The sequence below is a fragment of the Microcystis viridis FACHB-1342 genome (genome assembly GCF_014698335.1).
GTDB lineage: Bacteria > Cyanobacteriota > Cyanobacteriia > Cyanobacteriales > Microcystaceae > Microcystis > Microcystis ichthyoblabe_A.
This window is the reverse complement of record NZ_JACJSV010000138.1, coordinates 1-5,124: the sequence shown is the minus strand read 5'-3', so window position 1 is coordinate 5,124 and position 5,124 is coordinate 1. Positions and strand designations below refer to the sequence as shown.

Genomic DNA, 5,124 nt, shown 5'->3' with positions numbered 1-5,124 from the left:
GGGGAAGTTAGATACATTGGTAAATGCGCGGTTGAAGCAAAGCGAAAGCGAAGCGAAACAAACGACGCTGGAACCTAGACAAAACAATAGTTTGAAAGCCAAGCAAAAAAAGCCTCGTTTAGAAGCAATTCTATAACAAAAAAGTCAAACCCGCAAGGGGGAGACGAAAAAAAGTCAAAAGAATCAAACGATTCATCATGGAGAGTTTGATCCTGGCTCAGGATGAACGCTGGCGGCGTGCCTAACACATGCAAGTCGAACGGGAATCTTCGGATTCTAGTGGCGGACGGGTGAGTAACGCGTAAGAATCTAACTTCAGGACGGGGACAACAGTTGGAAACGACTGCTAATACCCGATGTGCCGCGAGGTGAAACCTAATTGGCCTGGAGAAGAGCTTGCGTCTGATTAGCTAGTTGGTGGGGTAAGGGCCTACCAAGGCGACGATCAGTAGCTGGTCTGAGAGGATGAGCAGCCACACTGGGACTGAGACACGGCCCAGACTCCTACGGGAGGCAGCAGTGGGGAATTTTCCGCAATGGGCGAAAGCCTGACGGAGCAACGCCGCGTGAGGGAGGAAGGTCTTTGGATTGTAAACCTCTTTTCTCAAGGAAGAAGTTCTGACGGTACTTGAGGAATCAGCCTCGGCTAACTCCGTGCCAGCAGCCGCGGTAATACGGGGGAGGCAAGCGTTATCCGGAATTATTGGGCGTAAAGCGTCCGCAGGTGGTCAGCCAAGTCTGCCGTCAAATCAGGTTGCTTAACGACCTAAAGGCGGTGGAAACTGGCAGACTAGAGAGCAGTAGGGGTAGCAGGAATTCCCAGTGTAGCGGTGAAATGCGTAGAGATTGGGAAGAACATCGGTGGCGAAAGCGTGCTACTGGGCTGTATCTGACACTCAGGGACGAAAGCTAGGGGAGCGAAAGGGATTAGATACCCCTGTAGTCCTAGCCGTAAACGATGGATACTAGGCGTGGCTTGTATCGACCCGAGCCGTGCCGAAGCTAACGCGTTAAGTATCCCGCCTGGGGAGTACGCACGCAAGTGTGAAACTCAAAGGAATTGACGGGGGCCCGCACAAGCGGTGGAGTATGTGGTTTAATTCGATGCAACGCGAAGAACCTTACCAAGACTTGACATGTCGCGAACCCTGGTGAAAGCTGGGGGTGCCTTCGGGAGCGCGAACACAGGTGGTGCATGGCTGTCGTCAGCTCGTGTCGTGAGATGTTGGGTTAAGTCCCGCAACGAGCGCAACCCTCGTTCTTAGTTGCCAGCATTAAGTTGGGGACTCTAAGGAGACTGCCGGTGACAAACCGGAGGAAGGTGGGGATGACGTCAAGTCAGCATGCCCCTTACGTCTTGGGCGACACACGTACTACAATGGTCGGGACAAAGGGCAGCGAACTCGCGAGAGCCAGCGAATCCCAGCAAACCCGGCCTCAGTTCAGATTGCAGGCTGCAACTCGCCTGCATGAAGGAGGAATCGCTAGTAATCGCCGGTCAGCATACGGCGGTGAATTCGTTCCCGGGCCTTGTACACACCGCCCGTCACACCATGGAAGCTGGTCACGCCCGAAGTCATTACCTCAACCGCAAGGAGGGGGATGCCTAAGGCAGGGCTAGTGACTGGGGTGAAGTCGTAACAAGGTAGCCGTACCGGAAGGTGTGGCTGGATCACCTCCTTAAAGGGAGACCTAATTCAGGTAAAAGACGAAAAAAAAGTAGTCGCTACCAAGAATCAATCCCAAAAGGTCGGAGCGAGGCGAAATTGGCTTTCAAACTAGGTTCTGGGTTCACACAAGACCTGAATCAGGAACAAGGGCTATTAGCTCAGGTGGTTAGAGCGCACCCCTGATAAGGGTGAGGTCCCTGGTTCGAGTCCAGGATGGCCCACCTGTACAGGTGGCAAAAAGAAAGAAAAGAAGCGAGGAATCAGCACCTTATCTTACTGACATAGTAAGAGAGAATGCTGGCTCTGAGTAAAGAGTCCAGAGGAACCTTGAAAACTGCATAGAGCTAGGTGAAAAAGCCAAAAAAGAAGACCGCAAGGTCAAGCTAATAAGGGCTAACGGTGGATACCTAGGCACACGGAAGCGAAGAAGGACGTAGTTACCGACGAAACGCTTCGGGGAGCGGGAAGCAAGCATTGATCCGAAGATATCCGAATGGGGCAACCCTAAACACGACCACCTGAATACATAGGGTGGAGCGAGCAAACCTGGTGAACTGAAACATCTTAGTAGCCAGAGGAAAAGAAAGCAACAGCGATTCCCCCAGTAGCGGCGAGCGAAAAGGGAACAGCCTAAACCAAGTTCTTCGGAACTTGGGGTCGTGGGACAGTAACAAAAGACTGGGAAATTTAGACGAAGCGGCTGAAAACCGCACCAGAGAAGGTGAAAGTCCTGTAGTCGAAAAAGGAACCAGCTTAACTGCATCCCGAGTAGCATGGGGCACGTGAAATCCCGTGTGAATCTGCCTCGACCACGAGGTAAGGCTAAATATTCCCGTGTGACCGATAGAGAAACAGTACCGCGAGGGAAAGGTGAAAAGAACCCCGGAAGGGGAGTGAAATAGAACATGAAACCGTTAGCCTACAAGCAATGGGAGGACGATTGAACGTCTGACCGTGTGCCTGTTGAAGAATGAGCCGGCGACTTACAGGTTATGGCAGGTGAAGGGGGAAGACCCCACAGCCCCAGCGAAAGCGAGTCTGAATAGGGCGAAACGTCATAATTTGTAGACCCGAACCCGGGTGATCTAACCATGGCCAGGATGAAGCTTGGGTAAAACCAAGTGGAGGTCCGAACCGACTAATGTTGAAAAATTAGCGGATGAGCTGTGGTTAGGGGTGAAATGCCAATCGAACTCGGAGCTAGCTGGTTCTCCCCGAAATGTGTTGAGGCGCAGCGGTAGTGGAAGTTTAGTCGGGGTAAAGCACTGTTTCGCCGCGGGCTGGGAGACCGGTACCAAGGCGAGGCAAACTCTGAATACGGCTAAAAAAACTACCAGTGAGACGGTGGGGGATAAGCTTCATCGTCAAGAGGGAAACAGCCCAGACCACCAGCTAAGGTCCCCAAATGATAACTAAGTGAGAAAGGAGGTGGGAGTGCATTGACAACCAGGAGGTTTGCCTAGAAGCAGCAATCCTTAAAAGAGTGCGTAATAGCTCACTGGTCAAGCGCTCCTGCGCCGAAAATGAACGGGGCTAAGTTATCTACCGAAGCTGTGGACTACATTGTAGTGGTAGGGGAGCGTTCTATAGGGGGTGAAGCAGTAGCGGCAAGCAGCTGTGGACTCTATAGAAGTGAGAATGTCGGCTTAAGTAGCGAAAATGTGGGTGAGAATCCCACACCCCGAAACCCCAAGGTTTCCTCCGCAAGGCTCGTCCGCGGAGGGTCAGTCAGGACCTAAGGCGAGGCTGAAAAGCGTAGTCGATGGACAACGGGTTAACATTCCCGTACCGATTAATGATTGTGCCGGAGAACGGAGAAGGTCAACGTCAGCTGGATGTTGGTTACCAGTGCAAGCAGTCGAGGCGATGAGAGGTGGTGAAAACACCAGGAGCTAAGACGCGAGTCCCACCTCCCACGGGAGGGAAGTGGCGCTGATCAAGCTTCCTAGAAAAGCCCGAACCACGTTAATCATTAATTGCCTGTACCCGAAACCGACACAGGTGGGGAAGTAGAGAATACTAAGGGGCGCGAGATAACTCTCTCTAAGGAACTCGGCAAAATGACCCCGTAACTTCGGGAGAAGGGGTACCCTCGCAAGAGGGTCGCAGTGAATAGGCCCAGGCGACTGTTTACCAAAAACACAGGTCTCCGCCAAGTCGTAAGACGCAGTATGGAGGCTGACGCCTGCCCAGTGCCGGAAGGTTAAGGAAGTTGGTCAGGAGTAATCTGAAGCTGACGACCGAAGCCCCGGTGAACGGCGGCCGTAACTATAACGGTCCTAAGGTAGCGAAATTCCTTGTCGGGTAAGTTCCGACCCGCACGAAAGGCGTAACGATCTGGGCACTGTCTCGGAGAGAGACTCGGCGAAATAGGATTGTCTGTGAAGATACGGACTACCTGCACCTGGACAGAAAGACCCTATGAAGCTTTACTGTAGCCTGGAATTGGCTTCGGGCTTCGCTTGCGCAGGATAGGTGGGAAGCTTTGAAACTCTCCTCGTGGGGAGGGTGGAGCTAACGGTGAGATACCACTCTGGCGAGGCTAGAATTCTAACCCTGACCCCTAATCGGGGCGGGAGACAGTTTCAGGTGGGCAGTTTGACTGGGGCGGTCGCCTCCTAAAAGGTAACGGAGGCGCGCAAAGGTTCCCTCGGTCCCGTTGGAAATGGGACGATAGAGTGCAAAAGCAGAAGGGAGCTTGACTGTGAGACCCACAAGTCGAACAGGGACGAAAGTCGGCTTTAGTGATCCGACGGCACCGCGTGGAAGGGCCGTCGCTCAACGGATAAAAGTTACTCTAGGGATAACAGGCTGATCTCCCCCAAGAGTTCACATCGACGGGGAGGTTTGGCACCTCGATGTCGGCTCATCGCAACCTGGGGCTGAAGTCGGTCCCAAGGGTTGGGCTGTTCGCCCATTAAAGCGGTACGTGAGCTGGGTTCAGAACGTCGTGAGACAGTTCGGTCCATATCCGGTGTAGGCGTAAGAGCATTGCGAGGAGCCTTCCTTAGTACGAGAGGACCGGGAAGGACGCACCGCTGGTGTACCTGTTATCGTGCCAACGGTAAACGCAGGGTAGCCATGTGCGGAGCGGATAACCGCTGAAAGCATCTAAGTGGGAAGCCCACCTCCAGATGATTGCTCTCATGGCATTAAGCCAGTAAGGTCTCGGGTAGACTACCCGTTGATAGGCTCTAGATGGAAGCTCGGTAACGAGTGCAGTCGAGGAGTACTAACCGACCGAGGGCTTGACCTGATTCTTCTTTCACCACTTTTTCCCCTAGCTTTTGCAGTCTTGAGGGTTCTACCCTTCCTGGTGTCTTTAACGTGATGGCACCACTCCGATTCCATCCCGAACTCGGTTGTGAAACTTCACCGTGGCCAAGATACTTGTCGGGTTGCCGACCGGGACAATAGCTCGATGCCAGGATTATTCTTTCCTACCCCTCAATCC

The 5,124-nt window shown here is 53.1% G+C and carries 1 tRNA gene and 3 rRNA genes; all 4 read left to right on the top strand.

Annotated elements, in window-relative coordinates:
• The first annotated feature begins 194 nt into the window (after window positions 1-194).
• The 4 genes from H6G40_RS22820 (at window position 195) to rrf (ending at window position 5,100) form a co-directional block, all read left to right on the top strand.
• Window positions 195-1,683, top strand: a 16S ribosomal RNA gene (locus tag H6G40_RS22820).
• 134 nt (window positions 1,684-1,817) lie between these two features.
• Window positions 1,818-1,891, top strand: a tRNA-Ile gene (locus H6G40_RS22815).
• 155 nt (window positions 1,892-2,046) lie between these two features.
• Window positions 2,047-4,926 (top strand): 23S ribosomal RNA (locus H6G40_RS22810).
• Window positions 4,927-4,982: 56 nt separating this feature from the next.
• Window positions 4,983-5,100: ribosomal RNA gene (gene rrf, locus H6G40_RS22805) — 5S ribosomal RNA — on the top strand.
• The 16S, 23S and 5S rRNA genes sit together here with 1 tRNA gene alongside, the layout of an rRNA operon.
• Window positions 5,101-5,124 lie beyond the last annotated feature (24 nt).